A 20,769-nucleotide genomic window follows, 5' to 3' on the forward strand; every position below is an offset into this window, starting at 1 on the left:
CTACTTCGTAATCGGCTTTACGCCAAATGGATTTGCTTTATATTTTCTCCAGCCCGAATAGGTAAGAATGGCGGATATAAGCGCACCTAAGAAAAGCGTCCAGCTAAGCGGATTTGAGGTTGGAATAGCTGCAACAGCCGGCAAAGAATTTTCTCGCCCACTCTGATCAAACAAGCGTACGAGCGATTCCTTTAACGCCTTCAAGGAGCGGTCAATCATAGCATCATTCGTAATATTATGTACATTGGCTTCGAGCAGCTTATTCGTATAGAGAATCCGTTCGGTAAGTTCAGCCTCAAGCATGCCGCCGTACAGCATCCGAATGGCCGGCTCTATCCGCTTTGCATGCTCCTGCAGGCCCGTCATTGAAGCCCTTGCCGCAATCGCCCCATCACCCGTCTGACGTTTCCATGCTTTCTCTACACGTGATAGATCATCCAGCATGACGCTCTCGTATTGCAGCCATAAGGCATGCTCGGGTCGAATTAGCGCATCTGCAGCCAATTTAATGCGAGCTGCCTCCATCAACCAGCTTGAGCTGCCAGCACCGCTTACCAACGTATGCTCAATCGTTCTTGCATCCTGCGCCATTGCCGACCAGCCCTCTTCATTTCCCATTGTTTGCCTAAGCCCGCCTTCAATAACCCGCTGCAGCTGCTGGACGTACTGATAGCTTGTCTGGCGATTATTCGTATTAGCTGCTTCATATAATGAGCTTGCCATATCATCCAATCGCTGTAGTTGCTTATATGGGCTTGACGATAACAAAGGCGCATACTGGCTTAGCGGCGCACTATTTCCCCATACAGAACCGGCATAACCGATCGTCATGACGATACATATGACGAATGGAATTATAAATCGTATCTTCATGGACATCCCCCCATAGATCAATCTATGAGGGGATGTCCACTGTTATACCTTCTTTCTAAATCGCCACACGAGCAAAGCAGCCCCTAAGCTGAAGAAGGACAAACCATATGTAAAAGCACGCACTGCCGAAAGATCATCATTTAATTCATCCGCCAGGTACGGGTATATTCCAAACGTATAGTCAACCGTATCATTCAGTAGCAGCCAGCAAGTAGCCGCGATCAGAGCAACGACTCCCGCTTTCATAAATCGAAAAAAAAGCAACGCCTCGAATGCCATGCCCAGATGGGAAGCAATAAGCATATAATGCTGCCAGTGAAGCTCCGCGCCCTGCCAAGCCCCTGCCACGATCATCGAAACGGCCCAAATCCCGTATTTTACGGAGCATACGACTGCTAATGCTTCTATTATACTGCGGCCAACTTTAACAAGGCCGTAGGACTTTCGTGGCGGAAACAAAAAATAAAGGAGAGCAATAGTGAAAAACAAGCTTGCCGTCGGGGAATCGGGTACAAACACAATTTGCCATAGCGGATGAGTTTCAAGCGTAGCGACAAGCTGGCTTTCATACCAGATGTAACCATACACCGTCCCGCCCAAATTGACGATAAAAAGGAGCCATAAAAATGGCCGGCTAAGCAAAAATTCGCGGCTCCAGAAATAACTGAGCATGTTGAACCACTACTCCTTCGACATAAGCTAAAATGTTATATTCGAGAAAAAAACCTGACCGTATAATCCGATCAGGTTTTTTCAAACAATTTATTCAGTTGCTGCTTTTTGCTTAGACAGCCAAGTCGTTAGCTGGTCTATTTCTTCGGCAGACAACGAATCTTTAAATGCAGGCATCGCGCCATTGCCACGACCATTCGTAACCGTTTCAACGAGCTGCTCTTTAGATAGTCTATCGCCAACGCCGACTAAGCTTGGTGCATTCCCTTGACCTTTAAGATCAGCGGCATGACAGCCTACGCATGCTGCTTGCTTAGCGATGTCCATTGCTGGATCATTCGCATCAACAAGAGATGCTTCAACGGTTGGTTTCGTGTAGTTTGGACGCTCTTTACCTGCTTCCGCAGCTTCGCGCGCCTTCTCTTCACGTTCAATATGCTCTGGAACTTGACCATTGATCTCCAGCTGATGCTGGTAGTGGTCCCAAGAAACTACTGTTAAGTATACGCATGCGATTAGCGTTAGCCCCATTAGAGAGGATGCAATCGGACGACGGTAGAAGCGGCGCTCCTTGCCAGTGTCCAAAAACGGTGCTAACAGCAATGCGCCGAACATAATGGCTGGAATACCTACAGTACCAAGCAAGATGTAATCTTGCGATACGTATGGGTATTTCAAAAATTGATACAAGAACAAGAAATACCAGTCCGGCATCGGTATGAAAGCCGCATTCGTTGGATCTGCTGGATAGCCAAGTGGAGCCGGCTCAGCGATAACCCATACTAGAAAGCCGACTAACACAACGCAGCCTACCATCCATTCCTTAAGCAGGAAGTTCGGAATAAACGCTTCCGATTTACCTGGGAATGACGTGTAGTCCGGTGGGATGTTCGGATGGTTGCTCTTCTTAACACGCGAGTCGCCTACAAAGACAACCTTCTCATTCGAATTATGACCATGCGCCATAAGTAAGCCTCCCTTCGCTTAAAGTGGTCCCGAAATACCTTGTTTCCGAATCATGATAAAGTGCGCTGCCAACATCGCGATCAAAGCGCCAGGCAAGAAGAATACATGGATCGCGAAGAAACGAGTCAGCGTTTGCGCGCCTACGATATCGCCCCCGTATAGGAAGGAAGCGAGATATGGTCCGATTACCGGTACGGATTCAGCAATTTGGACACCAACTTTTGTTGCGTAGTAAGCTTTGTTATCCCAAGGAAGCAGGTAGCCTGTAAACCCTAGGCCTAACATGATGAAGAAGATCAGCATTCCGACAACCCAGTTCATTTCGCGCGGCGCCTTGTAAGAACCGGTAAAAAACACTCGAAGGGTATGTAGGAACATCATTACAATAACTAAGCTTGCCCCAAAATGGTGCATGCCTCGAACGATTTGTCCGAATGCAACCTTATGCTGCAGGTAATCAACGCTCGCATAAGCGTTAATGATGTCCGGAACATAATACATCGTCAAGAACATACCGGACAAGATTTGAATGACTGTGATGAAAAACGTCAAGCCGCCGAAACAATAAACGAACGCAGAGAAATGGTGTGCTGGGTTGACGTGCTCAGGCACTTCATGGTCAGCTACATCTCTCCATAGCGGCGTAATGTCAAGACGTTCGTCGATCCAGTTGTATACACTTTTAAACATCTGAAATACGCCCTCCTTACGTTCTTGTATTCGGCATTACTGGACCCAAATAAACGAATCCGCCTTCAAGCTTCACTTCGTACTCATCCAATGGATTTGGTGCAACCGCTAGGTTTTTGCCGTCTTTCGTGTAGCGCGCGTCGTGACAAGGACAATCGTATTCATTTTTACCCTTTGTGTTCCAGCCAATTGTACAGCCCAAGTGCTTACAAACTGGCGAAAGCGCAAAAATCTTACCATTAGCATCCTTTGAAATCCAAGCTGCAAGCTCAGGATCACTTACGTACCAACCGTCGATCTGATGAATTTTAAATTTAAATTCTTGTGGTTCGTTCGTAATTTTGCTCTCTTCCACAACTTTTACGTAAGTGCCCTCACCCTTCTTTTCAAGGAGTGGGTCCACTGCAAAACGAACCATTGGCAATACCGCGCCACCCATCATAAATGCAGTTGTGCCGCCGAGCGTATATGACAAAAATTGACGCCGGGACATTTCTTTGCGCTGAACCGGTCGATGCGCGGTCTCGTGTTGTTCATGGTTACTCATCTTCTGTTCTAACCCCCTTTGCCAACCATATCTCGCGTCTTGCCGCAGGGCAAAAACACATGACGAACTAGGACATAACTTATAATAGCCTAGGTGCTTGGGAGCGTCAAGAATATGGCTTCATATTTGAACGTTTATCAAATTACCGTTCAATAATTTGTTATCATTTTGTCACATTTGACCTTGTCTGGCATTTGTTTTCCCCAAATTTTGATCATATTATACGGCAAATTCAAGAAGTTTATGTAGCTTGTCCACTCCAAAGCGCGCGAATTTGATTCGATACCTCGGTTTGAAGAGGCAGGGCGTCTTCCTCTGTCGGCTGCAACCATAAATCGACGGAAGGGCACTTGAGTTTCAATTCTTTGTCCGGCGTAACTACGATGACGTAACGAAAGCCAGCCTGCTTCACCGAAGCGCACCACCGCTCCACATGCGCAGCAAAATTGTCCTTACCATAAATGTAATGCCAAGCCGGATAAGTAACGACTCTCCCTTTAAACGGTATCTCAATTAAATCGAGCAAGTCCCTTAGCCGCTCCAGCCACGCCGTCGCCTCGTAAGGCTGCATAGGCTCAACCATTCCGGTTATCGGCAGCAGGCAGGTGTCCAAATAAGGACTAAGCTCCTCCCACTGCTCCTTTGATATTTCACTAAACTTCATCCCTTGCGCTCACTCCTTAACATATTAACAGCATTCACCAACATGACTGTTTCTATGTTAACTCCATTTCTACCGATTGCCAATTGCTATGTTCAGAAAAAAAGCTTTCCTGCACTTAAAGCGGACGCATGCGTCCGCTTCAATCAGAAAAGCTTCTTGCGATCTATCGACATAGAGCAGTCTAGGGCGACGAACGCTATTTTTTGAGAGCATTCAACTGTTTCGCGAGACGGTAAAACGTATCCTCGTCACCTGCGGCCAGTGCTTTGTCTATTGCCGTATAAATTTGATTGGTTTGAAATTTCAATACCGCTTCGTCTAAGACGAATTCTGCGGCCAAACCGAGCATCGCTTCATACGCTACTTTCATTTTGTCCATAGGATACACCTCCAAACCGGCGTTAAGAGATCCTATATTCTATTCCTTTTGTCACGTAGCTCTCCATCGTCTTTCTCATGCGCAGCAAATCATCCTCTGTCAATTCTCTTACGACTTTGGCGGGTGAACCGATAGATAGAGTATAGGGTGGTATTTTTTTATTCTCTGTAACAATCGAACCGGCTCCTATTAAAGCATATTCACCAATGTCTGCGCCGTTAAGTACGATTGCCCCCATTCCAATTAATGTGCCTCTGCCTATCGTGCAGCCGTGTATAATTACGGCGTGGCCAATAGACACCTCGTTATCTAGTATTAATGGTTGATTTGTATTTAAGTGACCGACTACGCCATCCTGAACGTTGCAGCTGTGACCGATCTGTATAGGCGCAAGATCTCCGCGCAGAACCGCATTAAACCAAACCGTGCTTTTCTCAGCTATCGTTACATCTCCAATAATTTTAACGCCTTCTGCTATGTACACATCTTCATGAATTTTTGGCATTACACCTTTGTAGGGAATCAACATCTTTTTTTATCCGCTCCTTCTGATACTCAAATATAGGTTGAATGCTGAGCTTATTCCTTTAACTCTAACTTATATTTGATTGTACACCAAGAGCGGATAATTAAAGTTATCGCAGCGCAATAGGTGGAGTTTCGTCTATGCTGACGCCTGACACGATGGCTTGGCCTGCCTTCGTCATTCTGACAACCGCCCCATACACGGGATGCTCGCCAAGCCGCAGCAGCCCCAAATGAACCATCATCGTCATTACGCGCTGCTCTAAGATCGTATTTGCATCGTCATAGTAGTAAGGCTTAATGAACGGAACGAGCACGCTTCTCAGCGATTCGACCGTAACCCATTCGCCGGCCAATGCATGGATCCAGTGTACGAGCGATAACAAATGTGTGATCGGTCCTTTATAGAGCTTGAGCCAGAACCGATAGATTTGCTCCGCTTCGCCAGCAGGCTTGCTAAGGATGCGCTCCTCGCCGGCAGCGGTGACCGACAGTACCGTTTGATTCTCGCTAATAAACTTGGCGTAATAGCAATAATCGTAGATGAACGACAACCGATTCGGATATTGATTGAAGTGCCGGCCATAACCAAAACGCCATGCCCCTTTGGCGGGAAGCTCTTCTTGGACACCAAACTGATCAAGCAGCTGCAGAGTGAACCTTTTGTACATCGAGCCGTCAGCCGTTACCTGCACCTCGTTGTGGCGTATGTAATGAAGCAAATGTGTAATGTCCTCTTGAATGAGCATCTGCTCATCGCGATAAACTGGAGGTTCGTCGGTGTATTGCAGATCTGCGGCAAACCGTTTGGCAAGCGTGTTCCGAAAGCGAGCTTTCATATCGATCGGCACCTGAAACAAATACCTGCTCGGACCGCTGAATCCGTTAAACAACCAGCCCTGATGCTTAAATTTTGCGATCATTTCCCTAGGACTAAGCGGCTTATCGGCTGCCTCTGTCTGTTTTTTGGCTCTTTTTGACTTTTTAGGCGGCTCTGGCTCCGGTTTTACAGCTTCATCCCCGAATCTGCTTTGCTGCACACGAGCGATTAAGTCCTCCAAACTAAAGGAATTTCGCGCTTCGAACAGCAAGGAATTCAGGAAGCGTAAATCCTCCAGCTTCATGCTGCTTATTTGCGCTTCAAAGACATCATTCCGACTTACGGTAGAGAGAATGGACTGTATCAAATCATTTTTCGAATGTCCGTTGCACTCGCAACGGTATACATCTGCAATTCTGCTAAGCTGTTGGATGTCTGCATAACCTAGCATATCCGATAAATTCATAGCTCTCTCCTTTCTGCAAAAGCCGCTTTTCAGCTGCTAGTGGCCCGCTTCGTAAGCGTACTGTGTAATGGATAAGCGTCTGTTAATACCATTATGGGAAAGTATCTATCTTTTTATAACCTAGCTTGCAAGGAGTTTGCGCAAAAAAAAGAGTCCTGGCTTCATACGCATGAAGGCAGAACTCTTTGCTCGATGTTTTTACGGATTTAAATGTATCGTACAATTATATAGCTGCGGATGCCATCTCTGGTCCCTATGCTCCAAGATGGAGTAAGAAAGGTTCGATAGATGCTGATCCTCAAGCTCCGAACAAAGCTCCGCCAGCAATTGAGCCAAAAAGCTGCCATGCGATACAACGAGCAAGTTGCGGTCTGGGTACTCAAGCTGCCATTGCTTAAGCGCGCTTATCCCCCGTGCTCTAACGTCAGCATCCGGCTCGACACCCTCGGCAACGCTTCGCCATTCTTTGCCCCAGCGGGCATGCCGCTCCTGCTCCTTCGTTCCTTCAACCTCGCCAAAGTAACGCTCTCTAAGGCGCGGGTCACTATCCAGCATAGGCAGCTCCAGCTTCTCCGCTATGATTTGCGCTGTCGCGTATGCGCGCAACAGATCGCTTGAAACGACAGCATCCCAAATCCGTTCTTCACCGCTTAACCGTTCAGCTAATGCTTTAGCTTGTGCGATTCCCTCGATATTAAGCGGAATATCGGTCTGACCTTGAATTTTCCCTTCGGCATTCCAATCTGTTTTTCCGTGGCGCACTAATCCAATCAACAAGTCTGCATCCAGCTCCCTTTCATGATAGATACAACAAAAAGCTCCCTAAGGAGCTTTACGATAAAACAGCGTTAGCTTCGCGTTCGTGACAGCCAATTCAAAATAAGCAGCGTCATAATGATACCGAGCAACGACAAAGCAACATAATATTGCGGAAAGGCTGGCATAACCTTTAGAACAAACGGATCGCTGATGCTGGCAACCGGAACCTCAGCATAAAATCCAGCCGTCACCACTCCATCGCCGGAAGCATTAGCCGTATCCATCAATCCGCTTAACTCGGCTACTTCCGCTTGTGTGGGACCCCCCTGGTTATCAAATATGAATACAAAAAACGCACTCGCAAACATAGCCATGCAAGCGGCAATGATTAGCGCAAGATTTCGGCGAAACGACTTGGAGAACTGATAGCTTTTGTGCGGAACCGGCATTAACCAGGATTCCTCCGCATAGATGCGATCCATTACACTGCGATTAACATGCTCTGTTGGACCAAAGGTATCCTCCTCCTCGGAAAGAAAACGGATCATATCCTCGCTCTCTTCCCATAGACGGAACTGTTCCGCACAAGCCGTGCACTCCTGCAGATGAGCGTCTATCGCTATCCGATCCTCATCATGCTCAGATAAATCCCAATATTCGCCGAATTTGTCTTGCGCATCGTTGCAATTCATCTCGTATTCATCCCTTCGTATTCTTCCATCAGCGGCGTTTGTCCGAAATATGGCTCCAGCTGCGTCTTTACGCTTGCTCTCGCTCGGAAAAGCAGTGATTTAACAGAACTGACCGTTTGCCCCAAAATATTAGCGATCTCTTGATAGTCCAGCTGGTCATATTCCCGAAGAATAAGTGCTGAGCGCTGTTTCTCTGGCAGATTGTTGATCGCTTCGCGTACCATCGCCATCCGTTCATTCCGCAGCACATGCTGCTCCGGAACCGCATCAAGCGCAGCAACAGGCTCGAATCCGGATTCATCGAGCGAGACATGCGCTGATTTTTGTTTGCGAAGCTCACTGAGCACCGTATTCCGGGCTATCGTATACAGCCATGTCGAAAAAGAAGCATCCAGCTCGCGAAACGAATGAAGGCTGCGATATGCTTTATAAAAGGTTTCGGAGCACAAATCCTCAGCCAGCAGCTCCAGCTTCGCACTCTTGAGCATATGATATATAAAAGCTAATATTTTACGTTGATAGCGCCGCATAAGCTCGGAGTACAGCTCGACATTGCCATCCTTTATCTCACGTATTAATTGGGAATCAGTCATGACAGGCGAACCTCCTCCACCTGCGGATTATTCCCGGACCGCCATACTACATTGTACCGGCCGGGGAACGAAAAGTTGCGGTCTTTATCATAAAAAATTCTTAAAATACGAGTATACATATTATTCGTGTCGCAGAGGCAAATTCCTGCTTCTTTCGACAAAAGGATAAAATACAATATTTTTACAAAATGAAAATGATTTTCCGAATCGGCACCCTTAAAATGTATAATCTGGATTTGACCTTTGTATGCCTATATGCAAAACAAAATGAGCCTTAGATACAAATCCTAAGCGCTCATTTCTTTTGAAAGTATTAATAACTGGTTTAGCCGCTTCTTAGCCTTTTAAAAAGTGCTTGCTTTATTCGTATCCGGGCACCAACGGGCTGACCGGTAATAACGCAGCAGGACGTCCACTGCCTCCTCCGTTCTCAAAAACGTTAATGCTTCAAATGCATACGCCCGAACATATCGATCCGAACTGTCCAGCGCCTTGTTTAGTGCCGATATTACTTCGCTGACATTTCCATATCTTCCGACTCGCAGCAGCGAGAGTGCAGCCGCATAACCGATCTTATTTCGAATATAGCTCTGATCAGTCTCGGGATGGCCTGCCCGTTCTTCCCGCTCTTTTGCCACCGCTTCCTCGAGCGTGCGTGTTAGCGCTGCTACAGCTTGTTCGGAAGGCTCTGCGATCATGCCCAGCGCTTCTGCCGCATGACGGCGAACAGACTCGTTTTCGTCCGATAACGACTGGATAAGCTCACGAAGCGCCTCATCCGTTGGAGCGCCAATCATCCCTATTGCTGAGCATGCTAACGAGCGCTTCTCTCCATCCTCATGCTCAAGCAAGTCAATTAACCCGTTAATGGCCTGCTCTCCAGCTGTCAAAATCGCATAGGTTGCTCGTTTGGCTGCTTCATATGTGCCAGTGCTAATAATCGCATGCAATTTGCTGATGCCTTCTGCTCCTGCACGCGCTAACGCATATGCCGAATTTAATGCAGCATCTTCGTTTTGTGATTGTGCCAAGCTTGCCAATCGCTCGATATCGATGGATTGATCCGTGCCTTCCGGCTCCGCTTGCCCCCTCATCCAATCCCAAATGCTCTGCCACACTGGCAGGCGTGCTTCGGACATTCCATCCGGAAGCTGGAACGCTTCCTTCTGATGATCCCAGCTTGGGGCCGTAGGCGCACTCAGCCTTGCAAATTGGAATTTCAGCATGTAACGATCCATATTGGACGTATTAAGCGAAGCTTTATGCCATAGATCAAAGTGTACTAGCACCATTGTGCCGGCAGGACCTGTTGGCAGCATAAACGGCTTGTCGTCTCCGGGGTACGCTTCATTATATTGTGAGCCTGGCATAATCGCGGTTGGACCAAGCTCCTCCGTAATAGCCTGCGTGTAATAAAAAATCATCGCCCACCAAGGCCGGTGGCTGCGCATGGCGCTCCAGTAACCATCCTTATGCCAATTCCCGCCTCCAGGGTTCTGATTGGCAGGCTGGTTGTAATGGCAATGGCGATGCGGATGCAGATAATAGTCAGGTCCAAGTATGCCTGTTAGCGCCCCCTTCACGACTGGCGTATCAAAAAACTTCTGAATGTCGGGCACTCTTGGCAAAATGTTGTTTCCAGGATTGCCTTCCTCCTGCAGCACCTCATGAATCCGGCTCATCACCTTCAGATGCAGCTCATTTGGAAGCTCATTGTTCAGCACTAGATAGCCTTGGGTTATGAATTGTATAATTTGTTCATCAGTCAGCAATTTCAAATGTTGTTGCATTATGAACACTCCTTAATTTATCTTGTAACTACAGTATTTAATGTATTTCATTAGCCTTAAGAAGTATTTAGCAGGCTGTCATTTATTTGCACAATCGACGGATTAATTCCATTCAAATGAATAACGGAGGATACAAGCATGTCTTTTTCTGGATTCCACCCTTACGTTTATTACGCGACCCGCTACCCTTTTGCCAAAGAGCAGTCCAGCTTCCCGCGGATTTGTTATTCCAGCTCCATTTATTTAATAAGCGAAGGCTTCGGTATTCTGAAAACAAACGGTCGAGAGTATGAGACAGGCCCCGGATCACTCATTCATATCCCTGCCGGCCAGCATCACGAATGGCTCGCGGACAAGCAGCAGCCTATGGTGCACATCTGTTGTTACTTCGATTGGCATTACGTGGAGCGTCAATGCATTTCCGATTGGGCTGCCCCAATCTGCTATCAGCCAAACCAGCTTCAGCATGCGCTTGTCGGACCTGCCTTCCCCTATTCCATTCCTGAAATCATTCATGTGGACGCCACACGCCCATGGATTGATCATTTTCAGAGCTTTTATAAATCAGGGGAATTTACAAATGAGAAAACGTTTATGCGCAGCTTGACGACCCAAAGAAATTTTCAAGCCTTTATCGATTACTTCTTAACGGTCATGCTGAAGGAATCCCATATTCCTGACCCCCGAATCGGACGGCTGCTTGATCGAATGGAACAAAATCTGTTGCGGGGGCTGAACTATCCGCCGGCGTATTATTACGGGGACCTTAACATGAGCCGCGGCCATTTTTTTGAGCTTTTCAAAAAAACAACCGGGTATTCCCCTGTCCAATATATGAATAGATTTCGAATTGGCCGCGCGGTGGAGGATCTGCTACATACGAATCTCAGCATCACGGAGATCTCCGACAAGTATCATTTCAGCTCCGTTCATTACTTTTCAAGGCTCTTTCATAAACAGACCGGCCAGTCGCCAAGAGGTTACCGCTCATCCGAGCAATTCAAAAATTAAAGACTGGATGCCGAGACAGCACAACCTCGCTGGGACTGTGAGCCATTTTGCATAATTAAGCCGATTTAAATCAATAATACCAAGGAAAATGAATACATTTCTTTGGAGAGAAGGAAGATTGCCATTATCCGTTTCTTTAAGAATAAACAAAATAAAATGACCTCTCAGCCTGCGACACAATTGGAATACGATAGACCAGCTGAACAATTGACTCCAAGTATTCGTGAAAACGAGACTCTTTTTAGAGATGTATTTCATAACTGCTCCGACATTTTATTTCGCCCTATCCAGATCGAGGAACAGCTGAAATTAATGATCATATATGTAGATGGACTAATTGACACCGCAACGCTAGAAAGCATCGTCCAAAAGCCTCATTTGTTTCAAGATAAACTGCAAGGAAATTTAGCTGAGCAAATCAAAAAGGAAGCGGCTGCGATCGCCTCAACCCAATCTTCAGCTTCAACAGACGACGTAATTAAAGCCGTCTTGAAAGGCAATGCTGCCATACTGATAGATGGGGAAGCAAACGCTTTGATTGTGGAAATACCATCCTATGAGAAACGTGCCATACAAGAGCCTACCTCGGAAGTGACGCTGCGCGGACCAAGAGAAGGATTCATAGAAACCTTGCGCGTGAATACAAGCCTTGTTCGCAGAAAAATCCAATCTCCCAGACTGAAATTTGAATCGATGGTAATTGGAGAGCTATCCCAAACGATCGTCTCGATTGCTTACATAGAAGGAATCGCTGAGGAAACGGTCATAGACGAGGTTCGAAAAAGGTTAGGCCAAATCAAAATCGATGCCATTCTCGGATCGGGGTATCTCGAAGAGTTTATTGAAGATTCCCCCTACTCCCCATTTCCGCAGGTACAAAATACAGAGCGGCCCGATGTAACAGCCGCTGCACTGCTGGAAGGCAAAGTTGCCATTATGGAGGATGGTTCACCCTATACGCTTATCGTACCAATGACGTTCTGGGTATCACTGCAATCCGCTGATGATTACTATGAGCGTTTTTTCTATTCGTCGGCGATTAGGTGGATTCGGTATGTTCTGTTAATCATTTCGCTGTTATTGCCATCCGTCTATGTAGCGATCATTTCCTATCATCCGCAGCTGATGCCGACGAATTTGCTGCTCAGCATAGCGGTAGCAAGGGAGCCAAGTCCATTTCCAGCCGTTATTGAAGCGTTTATTATGGAATTTACGTTCGAGGCATTGCGGGAGGCAGGAGTGAGGCTGCCGAGAGCAGCCGGTTCGGCAGTCAGCATAGTGGGTGCGCTAGTTATCGGGCAGGCTGCTGTACAAGCTGGCATCGTCTCGGCTCCCATGGTTATCGTTGTAGCGGCAACCGGCATTGCTTCGTTTACCATTCCGCGTTATAACTTCGGGACCTCATTCCGTTTGCTGCGTTTCCCGCTGCTGATCCTCTCCGGAATGATGGGGTTTTTCGGGATTGCATTTGGCATTCTCTTCATCCTTATCCATCTTGTGAACCTGAATTCCTATGGCGTGCCGTACTTCTCCCCGATTGCTCCAAGATACAACAGCGATCTAAAAGATGTGCTCTTTCGTGCGCCTCGCTGGACTATGCACAAGCGTCCGGCGTTCACAGGAGTGAACAAAGAGCGGCTTTCATCCAGTCCGATGCCTAATAAGAAGACGAATCAAGACGAAGATTGATGTTTCTCACCACTTGAGAGGAGGAATAATGATGAGGAAGATGAGCATATCAGGAAACCAGCTTTTTTGGTTAATCTTCACGATGCAAACGGGAATGTGCCTGCTGCTTAGCATCACGCCTGTAATCAGACACGCCATGCAAGACGCATGGATCTCCGTTATTCTAGCTGGAATCGTATCCTTGCTCGTCACTTGGATGAGTGTCAAACTGTGCATGCGTTATCCGAAAATGACTCTGATTGAATTTAGCCGAAGCATACTCGGCAAATGGCTCGGCAGCATCATAATCATCCCTTACCTCATCAAATGGTATTCCATAATAGGGGCTATATTAAGGCAATGCTCGGATTTTTTACATTTGATGCTGTTTGACAGAACCCCGTTTTGGGTCTTGATCATCATGACCATCGCTCTTCTTGTCTACGTGACGATCACTAGAGGTATTGAAAGCATCGCAAGATGCGCGGAAGTAATCGGTCCTCTCCTGATCATGACGGTCATTATCGTGTTTCTGCTATCGCTAAAATACATGGATTGGCATAAAATTCTTCCCATTTTAGTAGATAACAAACCATCGGATATATGGAAGGGATCGCTGCCTCCCATGAGTTTTTTTGCTGAGTCCACCATTTTAACGATGTTAATCCCGTTTATGTCTAAACCAAAAGCAGCGATGTCTAAAGCCATGAGAGGCTCACTCGTCGCTTTTATGCTGATATGGCTCATTACGATCGCTGTCGTTATCTCGTTTGATCAATTGGCTGTAGGGATGAGGTATCCCTTTTTTGTCATGACCGGTTTCATCTCCACCATGGAGTTTATTCAAAATGTCGACGCTTACGTCGTAATCATTTGGTTTTTCAGTGTGTTTATAAAATTAGCACTGTATGTGTTCGCGGCAAGCTACGGTACGGCGCAATGGCTCGGCATGAAAAATTGGAAGAACGTGATCTGGTTTGTTGTCATCGTTGGCTTCGTTGTTTCCGTCTCTTTCAAAAATGTGGATCAATCTTCCATTGACTACCCAAGTATGTACCGTATCCCGCTCGATTTTCCTATCACCGCTTTCGCCATTCCTTTACTTCTGCTCGTAGTGAGCTTTTTCCGCAAAAAAACAGCCAAAGAAGGAGGTTGAACCGTTTGAGACAAGTCATGCGATGCGCCAAGCTGCTCCTCTGCATTTCTTTGATCACTTTAACCGGCTGCTGGGATCGCAAGGAGCTTAATGACCGAGCTATCCTGTTAGGATGGGGAATGGACTACAAAGCAGGCATGTACCATGCTACAGCCCAGCTTGCGACTACCTCCCAATTCAGCGCGGAGCAAGGAGGGGGAGCCGGCAAGACCAGCTCGTTCGTTACCTCTGTAGGAAAAGGGAAAAATATCCGTTCTGCCGCTGACGATATGGATTTGAGGCTGTCTCGCTCTTTGTTTGCCGGACATCGAAGATCAATCTTGATTGGCGAGGATCTGGCCAAGCATGGCATTGCAAAAGTCATTGACGAGTATTCGCGTTATATCATCGTGCGATTGCGTACCGATATGTTCATCGTAAAGGGGGGTACTGCTAATGATATCCTTAAACAACAATATCCGTTTGAACGGATTCCTGTATTAGGTATTTTCAAAATACACTCTCATCTCGTAATTGGAGCCGAAACCGCATTGCGGGATTTTTTGATTGCCGCTTCCTCCGAAGGCAGCACCCCTGTTCTGCCCGTGCTTCAAGTTTTGAAAAACGTAGAGAAGGAAAATAAAAAAAACAAAGCAAATGAATCGACGATTATTTTTGCCGGAATTGCCGCTTTTGACGAGCAGTTGAAATTAATCGGTTATTTGGACGCCAAAACCAACGCGATGCGGCATTGGATCATGGGCAACATTAAAGATCTCTCTTTGACGCCAGATGTTCCGGAAGAACACGGCAACATGTCCGTTGATTCAAGGCAATTAAAAAGCAAGGTGACGGTTGATTTAAAAGGGGATAATGTGACAATCAATATTCGTTTATCTGGCAATGGCAACATTCTTGAAAATAACACGAAGCTGGATCTTGCGAAGTCAGACAATATTATGTATCTGCAAAAAGCATTAAACAAAGATGTGGAAAAAGAGGCGCAGAATGCGGTTCAAAAAGCGCAAAAAATAAAAGCTGATGTTTTCGGATTCGGCGAATTTGTACATAGAAAGTATCCGAAGCGCTGGAAAACGATGCAAAAAAATTGGCAGCAAACTTTTGCTCGTGCGAAGATTGAAGTCGTCTCGGATATTATCATTAGAAAAACAGGTCAACTAGGAGAACCGCTTCAATTGAAAAAAAAGAAAAGCTAATGCAAATAAGGCAGCTAACGTACCCCAGTCGAACGACTAATTGGAAAAACGTTTCGCAGCCTTATTTTTAATTGAAGCAAAGTTTGGCTTGTTTAGCAGTTACGCAGCCTTCAACGGGAATCGCATCCGCACATGCGCGCCCCCTTCGTCATGGTTTTGCGCCATAATGGTGCCGCCGCAGCGCTCAACGATTGCACGTGATATCGCAAGCCCAAGCCCCGTTTCCCCGTCTTTCCCCTTTACGAAGCGATGGAACAAATGTGGAATCAGCTCCTCCGGCAAGCCTGCCCCGTCATCCGTAATCGAAATTTCCATCTCGGTTTTATGAATCCCTGCATGGATTCGAATCTGGCTGCTCGCATATCGGGTGGCATTGGACGCTACATTAAGCAGGGCCTGCAGCAATTTGTCCCGATCCGCCTGTATCGCCCATTTTGCTTCCAGTCCATCGGATATGGCCGTCGTTATCGTCAAATCGTTTTTAGTCAGAAGCGGATTTATCCTCTCAATCGTCTCTGTGATTAGCTCTGATACGCTAACCTTCGTAAATTTGAAATGCTCTTCCTCTCCATCGAGCTTAGCCAGCAAGGTCATCTCGGTGACGATATTTTTCAGCCTGCTGCTCTCGCTCATGATGATGTCCAGTCCTTTGCCAACCTGCTCCCCTTCAAATATGCCATCCCGAATGCCCTCCGCATAGCCGGAGATCGACATTAACGGCGTTTTCAGTTCATGCGACGCATTCTGGATAAATTGCCTTTGTATAAAATGATACCTTTCCATCTCGCCAGCCAGCTCGTAAACCGATTGGGCGACGTCGCCGATTTCGCCTCCGGCTTTCACCAGCTTCACCTCGGAAAATCGGCGGCTTTCTACTTTTTTCAGCTCGCTCTGTACCTTCATTAGAGGTTTAATTAACTTCCTCGTAATGACAAGGCTGAGCAGGAACGCGAATGCTCCGCCGCAGCACAATACGATAAGAAGCCGACCCATGAGCGATTGCTCAATCGCTTTGATTTTGCTCATAGGCGCAAACAGCGTCAAGGTACCTCCCTGCGGAATCGCGCTTGCCGCCACCAATACCTGCGAATTATCCGCTTGATAGACATTTTCGTAGCGAATGCCGCTATCGTTCAAAGGCTTGACGGAAACGTCAATCTTCTGTGCTTCGAGTGTACTGAATACAACATTTTCGCTCGCATCCGTAATTACGGCATCCATGCCTACTAGCCCTTGCTTAGAAATCGTTGATACTGCTGTGCCCATTTCAACCGGATAGAGCGTCGCCGCTGACGCTTTGCTAGTCGTAAGCTGGGTCGAAATGGAAGTGCTTAGCTGCTTCATATCCATCTTCTGAACGTTAATAAAGTGATCCAATAACACGTAATGAAAAATGACAGCCGTTAGAGAAAGCACCAATACGAGCAAAACCGCAAACGCTATATTAATCTGGTAGAGCAGCTTCATCCTTGAGATTCGCCTCCATCCATACGCAGCCGATAGCCGTGTCCCCATACCGCTTCAACAGGCAATAACTCGATTTTTTTGCGCAATCGCTTCACTAAATGGTCAACCGCCCGGTCACTCCCAAAATAATCGTCTCCCCAAACGATCGTGAGCAGCTCATCCCTTGCAAACGCCCGGTTCGGACGTTCCGCCAAAGTTTGGAGCAAGGCAAACTCCTTCGAGGTTACATCAACCTCTTCTCCGCACCAAAAAGCTCTTCGCTCTTCTACTGCCAGCTGGAGCTGACCCGCATCAAGCTGTAGAACCGGCGCTGCTTGCTTGCCTTCCTCGATCGTCTTCATCTTATACCAGCGCTGAAGCTGCCGTTTGATGCGGGCAACAAGTTCACGCGGACTAAACGGCTTAACCAAATAATCATCGCCGCCAAGCTCCAACCCCAATATTTTATCAACCTCATTATCGCGGGCTGAAATCATAATAATAGGCACTTCCGCTTCCAACCGTATCCGCCTGCAAAACTCATAACCGTCCATTCCCGGCAGCATAATATCGAGCACCCACATGTCTGGAGGATCAACTCGGAGCTGCTCCAATGCTTCCTCCGCAGTTGCGAGCGCTACCGTTCGAAAATGGTCCTTCTTCAAATAAGCTTCTACAAGCTCGCGTATATGTTGATCGTCGTCGACGACCGCTATGAAATAATCATTCATCTTACAGCCTCCCTGTCCATGTTCCTTTATCAGTATATCAAAGGGACGGCTCCTAATGGGCTTTGCCATCGTTTTTCCACAATCCGTCACTTAGTTTGCCATACTTGATCGATAAACTAGGAAATGTAAGACAAACCCAAACCTTGAAGGAGTGTTTATCAATGAATTACAAGATGATGTTCAAAAATGTTGCCATGACCACCCTGCTGCTCTCTGCTGTCGCTGGTCCCCAAGTATTTGCTGACTCGGCCAAGCAATCGGTCAACCATGCAGAAAAGGCAGGCACTGCTGTAAGTCATTTAATGGAAACAGTTAAGCTGGAGAATGCTGCTGCCACTACCTTTGCTGCCAGAAACATACTGGATCCTTTGAAGCTAGCCGAAACTTATGCGCCGGATACGGTTAACGAATGGAAAAGCACGCTTGAGCGATATAATAACCTAACATCTAAACTTTTCTATTTCGCTAGTGCAGATCAGCTTGAAATCGTCGGCTCAGCCGATCTAGGCAAAATGGTTAACGAGAAGTCTTCTGCGGACACGATCAGTGTATCGCTCAAAGCTTTGTCAGCGGAGGAAGTAAAGCAAATCGGCGAAAAATCGATTACATTGACCAAAGCGGAAGGCGTACCAATTGAAGTTAAAGCACTTGATGGCAAAGAAATCGCCTCTGCAGAAACAGGTACGACAAGTGCTGTAAGCGCAGTACGCCTTACAACTGCAACAGCAGTTCCCCTAGATGGCAAGTTCGAGCTCTCACCATTTGCTCAAGGATGGACGGAACTGGACAAGGCTGTCGGCTCCAAGGACGCAAACGAGATCAAACAAGCGCTTAGCAAACAATTAGAGCTGTACAAGCAGGAGATTGCCGCGCTAGAGAAAGCGGAGAAGTGAACTTCTCCCAAACCTTTCCTATAATAGCATGAAAAAAAGGGCACTGAAAAATGAAAATTTTTCAGTGCCCTTTCGTATGCCGAGAGCGTTTTTTGACTGCCGATTCATGCTCGGAGAGAGAGTCTAGTAACTACTCGCTAGCTCCTACGTAAAATCGGTCATATTCTCACTTTCATCTGCTTGGGCAAGATGGTCAAAGCTGCATGGGGAGATTTTAACGGGAAAACCTCACATTTCATAACCCCCGATAAGTCAAACGAGCCTTAGAATCACTTCTAAGGCTCGTTTACTTAGCTAATTGATTGGTCTAGCCACCGTTGATAATAAGAACCGGACGTCTCGATGAAGTCGAATTCTCTTTAGACGCAAAATCCGCTCCAGCATCATCGGTCAAGCCGACGATTCGGAATGAAATCGTATTGCCCGAAGCATTCTGAACGAAGGAAGTGACGTCTAGATTGACGTATGTCCCTGCCGAGCTAGCCGTTGCTGATCCGAGTGCAGTACCGGAAGTTGTTGGCTGGTTCGAATATTTAATCGTAGATTCCGTCCATGAGTTTGTCGTTATGCCAATCGCTTGTAATGGGAACGAGCTCGTATTGCTGTGAAAGCTGTTTACGTACAATCTTATGACTGCCGAGTTTACCGTACCTGTAACCGATGATTTATTGAATTTCAAATAACCTTTACGGTCAAACGATACATTTGACTCTCTTTTCTTAAGCGTTAGCGACGCTTGGCTGCCATAATTATCGCCGCTATATGTGCCTCCACGCACAAAGCTGTCTTCCGTTACCGCCAGTGTCGTCCCAGGATTGTTAGGTCCAGAGGTCGCGGTTGGACTTGGTGTTGTCGTCGGGCTAGGAGTAGCGGTTGGCGTTGGAGTCGGTGTTGCCGTCGGAGTTGGCGATGGGCTTGTTCCGCCGCTTCCCGGTTTCCACCAGTTGCCTGAGATGTAAAGCAAATTAAGTAAGTTGAAAGAATCGCTGAAGTAGCTCGACTTTGCATTTTTCATCCAGTCCCAGCCAGCGTTCACCCAAGCCTGGTGGCTAGTGCTCGTCGTTGCCGCAGAAATCAACGGCGCTGTAAACACAGCTTCACTATAGCTATTAAGAGCGGTACCGCTTAAAGAATAACCTGCTTTAATGCCAGCTGGCGAGTTGCCTGTCTTGCCTTTGATCCATACCGCCATTTTGTCAGCGATTGTTTTGGATCTGGTGTCACCGTAGAGAGCGTAATCCATGACGATCCGCAGCGGTACGCGGGAAGCATTGTAATAAAACGCGTTCGTTTCTTTAAACTCATCCAAATACCATTCCGGCGCCGGCTTGGCAGGATTATCCACAATGAAATCGGAAATCAATCCTGTTGTGGAAGCATACGAATTGCTGACTTGCGTGTACGCCGTATATAAGCTATTGATGACATTGATCCACGTTTGATCGCCCGTTACATCATAAAATGCACGGAGATGGCTGAGCATCCAGTCAGACGGCCTTGAATTTGTTGCCGTCTTCGTATCCCAATCCCCTAGGTTAAGGCGATTGCCATTCGTCACGTTGCTGGCTTTAATGGCATTGATCATTTTCTTGGCTTCAGACAAATAATTGATCGTCCCGCTGGAGCCCCATTGATTATGCGCCAATACGAGGGAATAAGCGATATCCAAATCCCCATCCGTAGCGGAGCCAAAATGGCCTTGCGCATTAATGCTGTCCGCTACAACCCAGCCCATCAAAGCTGAATTGCCTGAGCTTTTGAAAGCTCTTGCCGTTTTGAACATCCCATCATAGACCGTCTTAGCGTTCGAATCATATCCTGCCATCAATGCCGTAATAACCATGCCGAAGCCCTGACCCTCAGAGGTTCCAAGCGGATTAAATCCCTCTGCGCTTCCTGTTATGTCTCCTTTAACGTAATAGCCTCCAGGAAGTGACGACAGGTTGTTTTTCACATACTTGCCTTTCCAGTAATCATAATACGATGAGACGGAAGCATTCATGGATGATTGACTGACATGATTAGGTTTAATAATGCCGGGATAACTGACTTGCTGCGGAAAAGGCTTCAATTCCCCTGCTGCGCGTACGGTGCCCTCGAACGATGCAGGTACCTGGGATACACCGGCAACGATGATCGTTGCAAGACCAATAACGGCAGCTTTCTTAAACGTGCGGGCCAATCGAAAAACGCTTTTGTACATCATTTCGCCTCCCTTATAATTTAAGCGCT

At 46.9% G+C, this 20,769-nt stretch carries 21 protein-coding genes and 1 pseudogene; 5 read left to right on the forward strand and 17 right to left on the reverse strand.

All coding sequences use genetic code 11. The annotated features are described in order from the left end of the window. From A7975_RS06715 to A7975_RS06775, 13 genes are all read right to left on the reverse strand, one after another. Positions 1 to 873 carry a sporulation protein YpjB gene (locus A7975_RS06715; protein WP_053376374.1) on the reverse strand — a complete coding sequence of 291 codons (873 nt, stop codon included), beginning with the start codon at positions 871 to 873 and terminating at the stop codon, positions 1 to 3. 42 nt (positions 874 to 915) lie between these two features. Then, complete coding sequence (locus A7975_RS06720) at positions 916 to 1,545, reverse strand: DUF1405 domain-containing protein (RefSeq protein WP_065384561.1); 630 nt, start codon at positions 1,543 to 1,545, stop codon at positions 916 to 918. Positions 1,546 to 1,635: 90 nt separating this feature from the next. Then, positions 1,636 to 2,511, reverse strand: a complete 876-nt coding sequence (locus A7975_RS06725) for a menaquinol-cytochrome c reductase cytochrome b/c subunit (RefSeq protein ID WP_053376376.1) — start codon at positions 2,509 to 2,511, stop codon at positions 1,636 to 1,638. Between the two features lie 18 nt (positions 2,512 to 2,529). Further along, entirely contained in the window at positions 2,530 to 3,201 is a 672-nt protein-coding gene (gene qcrB / locus A7975_RS06730) for a menaquinol-cytochrome c reductase cytochrome b subunit (protein WP_053376377.1), read from the reverse strand. Between the two features lie 16 nt (positions 3,202 to 3,217). Then, positions 3,218 to 3,748 carry a Rieske (2Fe-2S) protein gene (locus A7975_RS06735; protein ID WP_053376378.1) on the reverse strand — a complete coding sequence of 177 codons (531 nt, stop codon included), beginning with the start codon at positions 3,746 to 3,748 and terminating at the stop codon, positions 3,218 to 3,220. A 241-nt stretch (positions 3,749 to 3,989) separates the two neighbouring features. Next, positions 3,990 to 4,412 (reverse strand): DUF2487 family protein, encoded by a 423-nt coding sequence (locus A7975_RS06740; protein ID WP_065384562.1) that lies wholly within the window; start codon positions 4,410 to 4,412, stop codon positions 3,990 to 3,992. 196 nt (positions 4,413 to 4,608) lie between these two features. Continuing rightward, positions 4,609 to 4,791 carry an IDEAL domain-containing protein gene (locus A7975_RS06745; RefSeq protein WP_065384563.1) on the reverse strand — a complete coding sequence of 61 codons (183 nt, stop codon included), beginning with the start codon at positions 4,789 to 4,791 and terminating at the stop codon, positions 4,609 to 4,611. 22 nt (positions 4,792 to 4,813) lie between these two features. After that, positions 4,814 to 5,320 (reverse strand): gamma carbonic anhydrase family protein, encoded by a 507-nt coding sequence (locus tag A7975_RS06750; protein WP_065384564.1) that lies wholly within the window; start codon positions 5,318 to 5,320, stop codon positions 4,814 to 4,816. A 106-nt stretch (positions 5,321 to 5,426) separates the two neighbouring features. Continuing rightward, positions 5,427 to 6,602, reverse strand: a complete 1,176-nt coding sequence (locus A7975_RS06755; protein WP_065384565.1) for a hypothetical protein — start codon at positions 6,600 to 6,602, stop codon at positions 5,427 to 5,429. A 198-nt stretch (positions 6,603 to 6,800) separates the two neighbouring features. Further along, complete coding sequence (locus tag A7975_RS06760) at positions 6,801 to 7,379, reverse strand: histidine phosphatase family protein (RefSeq protein ID WP_065384566.1); 579 nt, start codon at positions 7,377 to 7,379, stop codon at positions 6,801 to 6,803. Positions 7,380 to 7,450: 71 nt separating this feature from the next. Then, positions 7,451 to 8,053, reverse strand: a complete 603-nt coding sequence (locus A7975_RS06765) for an anti-sigma factor (protein WP_053376384.1) — start codon at positions 8,051 to 8,053, stop codon at positions 7,451 to 7,453. Beyond that, positions 8,050 to 8,646 (reverse strand): RNA polymerase sigma factor, encoded by a 597-nt coding sequence (locus A7975_RS06770; protein WP_053376385.1) that lies wholly within the window; start codon positions 8,644 to 8,646, stop codon positions 8,050 to 8,052. The genes A7975_RS06765 and A7975_RS06770 overlap by 4 nt, the downstream gene beginning before the upstream one ends. A gap of 344 nt (positions 8,647 to 8,990) precedes the next feature. Beyond that, entirely contained in the window at positions 8,991 to 10,436 is a 1,446-nt protein-coding gene (locus tag A7975_RS06775) for a HEAT repeat domain-containing protein (protein ID WP_065384567.1), read from the reverse strand. A gap of 138 nt (positions 10,437 to 10,574) precedes the next feature. On the opposite strand from A7975_RS06775, the gene A7975_RS06780 reads away from it, so the two are divergent. The 4 genes from A7975_RS06780 (at position 10,575) to A7975_RS06795 (ending at position 15,467) form a co-directional block, all read left to right on the forward strand. After that, the gene (locus A7975_RS06780; protein WP_065384568.1) at positions 10,575 to 11,447 is read left to right on the forward strand and encodes an AraC family transcriptional regulator; all 873 of its coding nucleotides are present in this window, start codon (positions 10,575 to 10,577) and stop codon (positions 11,445 to 11,447) included. A 156-nt stretch (positions 11,448 to 11,603) separates the two neighbouring features. Next, positions 11,604 to 13,136, forward strand: coding sequence for a spore germination protein (locus A7975_RS06785; protein WP_065384852.1), 1,533 nt, complete (start codon positions 11,604 to 11,606; stop codon positions 13,134 to 13,136). A 28-nt stretch (positions 13,137 to 13,164) separates the two neighbouring features. Next, on the forward strand, positions 13,165 to 14,271 hold the full coding sequence (locus A7975_RS06790) for a GerAB/ArcD/ProY family transporter (protein ID WP_065384569.1): 1,107 nt from the start codon (positions 13,165 to 13,167) through the stop codon (positions 14,269 to 14,271). Positions 14,272 to 14,276: 5 nt separating this feature from the next. Continuing rightward, a complete protein-coding gene (locus A7975_RS06795) occupies positions 14,277 to 15,467 on the forward strand; it encodes a Ger(x)C family spore germination protein (RefSeq protein ID WP_082198007.1) in 1,191 nt (396 codons plus the stop codon). A 99-nt stretch (positions 15,468 to 15,566) separates the two neighbouring features. On the opposite strand, the gene A7975_RS06800 is transcribed toward A7975_RS06795, so the two are convergent. Then, complete coding sequence (locus tag A7975_RS06800) at positions 15,567 to 16,934, reverse strand: sensor histidine kinase (protein WP_065384570.1); 1,368 nt, start codon at positions 16,932 to 16,934, stop codon at positions 15,567 to 15,569. Further along, positions 16,931 to 17,644, reverse strand: a complete 714-nt coding sequence (locus A7975_RS06805; protein ID WP_065384571.1) for a response regulator transcription factor — start codon at positions 17,642 to 17,644, stop codon at positions 16,931 to 16,933. The genes A7975_RS06800 and A7975_RS06805 overlap by 4 nt, the downstream gene beginning before the upstream one ends. A 161-nt stretch (positions 17,645 to 17,805) precedes the next feature. On the opposite strand from A7975_RS06805, the gene A7975_RS06810 reads away from it, so the two are divergent. Then, entirely contained in the window at positions 17,806 to 18,537 is a 732-nt protein-coding gene (locus A7975_RS06810) for a hypothetical protein (RefSeq protein ID WP_065384572.1), read from the forward strand. A 307-nt stretch (positions 18,538 to 18,844) separates the two neighbouring features. Here A7975_RS06810 and A7975_RS34715 read toward each other — a convergent pair whose 3' ends face one another. Both A7975_RS34715 and A7975_RS34720 read right to left on the reverse strand, forming a co-directional pair. Next, positions 18,845 to 19,492 (reverse strand): CBM96 family carbohydrate-binding protein, encoded by a 648-nt coding sequence (locus tag A7975_RS34715; protein WP_442950661.1) that lies wholly within the window; start codon positions 19,490 to 19,492, stop codon positions 18,845 to 18,847. Beyond that, positions 19,469 to 20,740, reverse strand: a pseudogene (locus A7975_RS34720) (family 8 glycosyl hydrolase); the annotation flags it as partial. The pseudogene A7975_RS34720 and the gene A7975_RS34715, both read right to left, overlap by 24 nt. Between the last annotated feature and the right edge of the window lie 29 nt (positions 20,741 to 20,769).

It is taken from the genome of Bacillus sp. FJAT-26390 (assembly GCF_001682865.1).
Classification (GTDB): Bacteria; Bacillota; Bacilli; order Paenibacillales; family Paenibacillaceae; genus Pristimantibacillus.

What these genes read in the sequence shown, in the direction of transcription:
- A7975_RS06715 (WP_053376374.1), bottom strand. Translation starts at nt 873, where the DNA reads ATGAAGATACGATTTATAATTCCATTCGTCATATGTATCGTCATGACG.
- A7975_RS06770 (WP_053376385.1), bottom strand. Translation starts at nt 8,646, where the DNA reads ATGACTGATTCCCAATTAATACGTGAGATAAAGGATGGCAATGTCGAG.
- A7975_RS06790 (WP_065384569.1), top strand. Translation starts at nt 13,165, where the DNA reads ATGATGAGGAAGATGAGCATATCAGGAAACCAGCTTTTTTGGTTAATC.
- A7975_RS06745 (WP_065384563.1), bottom strand. Translation starts at nt 4,791, where the DNA reads ATGGACAAAATGAAAGTAGCGTATGAAGCGATGCTCGGTTTGGCCGCA.
- A7975_RS06810 (WP_065384572.1), top strand. Translation starts at nt 17,806, where the DNA reads ATGAATTACAAGATGATGTTCAAAAATGTTGCCATGACCACCCTGCTG.
- A7975_RS06735 (WP_053376378.1), bottom strand. Translation starts at nt 3,748, where the DNA reads ATGAGTAACCATGAACAACACGAGACCGCGCATCGACCGGTTCAGCGC.
- A7975_RS06785 (WP_065384852.1), top strand. Translation starts at nt 11,604, where the DNA reads ATGACCTCTCAGCCTGCGACACAATTGGAATACGATAGACCAGCTGAA.
- A7975_RS06780 (WP_065384568.1), top strand. Translation starts at nt 10,575, where the DNA reads ATGTCTTTTTCTGGATTCCACCCTTACGTTTATTACGCGACCCGCTAC.
- A7975_RS06720 (WP_065384561.1), bottom strand. Translation starts at nt 1,545, where the DNA reads ATGCTCAGTTATTTCTGGAGCCGCGAATTTTTGCTTAGCCGGCCATTT.
- A7975_RS06740 (WP_065384562.1), bottom strand. Translation starts at nt 4,412, where the DNA reads ATGAAGTTTAGTGAAATATCAAAGGAGCAGTGGGAGGAGCTTAGTCCT.
- A7975_RS06755 (WP_065384565.1), bottom strand. Translation starts at nt 6,602, where the DNA reads ATGAATTTATCGGATATGCTAGGTTATGCAGACATCCAACAGCTTAGC.
- A7975_RS06725 (WP_053376376.1), bottom strand. Translation starts at nt 2,511, where the DNA reads ATGGCGCATGGTCATAATTCGAATGAGAAGGTTGTCTTTGTAGGCGAC.
- A7975_RS06750 (WP_065384564.1), bottom strand. Translation starts at nt 5,320, where the DNA reads ATGTTGATTCCCTACAAAGGTGTAATGCCAAAAATTCATGAAGATGTG.
- A7975_RS06800 (WP_065384570.1), bottom strand. Translation starts at nt 16,934, where the DNA reads ATGAAGCTGCTCTACCAGATTAATATAGCGTTTGCGGTTTTGCTCGTA.
- A7975_RS06765 (WP_053376384.1), bottom strand. Translation starts at nt 8,053, where the DNA reads ATGAATTGCAACGATGCGCAAGACAAATTCGGCGAATATTGGGATTTA.
- qcrB (WP_053376377.1), bottom strand. Translation starts at nt 3,201, where the DNA reads ATGTTTAAAAGTGTATACAACTGGATCGACGAACGTCTTGACATTACG.
- A7975_RS06775 (WP_065384567.1), bottom strand. Translation starts at nt 10,436, where the DNA reads ATGCAACAACATTTGAAATTGCTGACTGATGAACAAATTATACAATTC.
- A7975_RS06805 (WP_065384571.1), bottom strand. Translation starts at nt 17,644, where the DNA reads ATGAATGATTATTTCATAGCGGTCGTCGACGACGATCAACATATACGC.